The 716-nt window shown below is 45.7% G+C and carries 1 protein-coding gene; it reads right to left on the reverse strand.

All coding sequences use genetic code 11. The features are described 5' to 3' along the window. The coding region (locus R7P74_RS26410) for a cobalamin-dependent protein (protein ID WP_318123618.1) at nucleotides 1-716 on the reverse strand (716 nt) is incomplete at both ends.

Consider the following 716-nt stretch of genomic DNA (forward strand, 5'->3'; position numbering starts at 1 on the left):
CATCAAAATCATCGAAAATATGGAGGCCTGGTTTTGCAGGAACTGGTGGCGTGTATGCATCCCAATCTATCGCGACTTTGTTTGCACGCGCTTGTTCTAAAGTGACAGGCTTAGTACGCGGCTTCTTACGATTGTGTTGGTCACGAACACGCTCATAATCTGCATCCAGTTTTTCTATAAAGGCAGGTCGACGTTCATCGGAGAGTAATGACGAACAAACCCCTACTGCGCGCGACGCATTGTTTACGTAAACCACCGGATTTTTGTAGTTCTGCTCAATCTTCACGGCAGTGTGAGCTTTGGATGTGGTAGCTCCGCCAATCAGAAGCGGAAGATCAAAATTGAGACGTTCCATCTCTTTAGCAACATGAACCATTTCATCCAGAGATGGGGTAATCAACCCTGACAAACCGATAATATCAACGTTCTCTTCTAGCGCGACTTTTAAGATCTTTTCACACGGTACCATCACGCCAAGATCGATGATCTCGTAGTTATTACACTGCAGTACAACGCCTACAATGTTTTTGCCGATGTCGTGCACGTCACCCTTCACTGTCGCCAACAAAATTTTTCCGTTACTGCTACCGGATTGTTTTTCGGCGTTAATAAAAGGCTCTAAATGCGCGACAGCTTGCTTCATTACACGTGCTGATTTCACGACTTGAGGTAAGAACATCTTACCCTCACCAAATAGGTCACCCACCACGTTCATG

It is taken from the genome of Vibrio sp. 2033 (assembly GCF_033339735.1).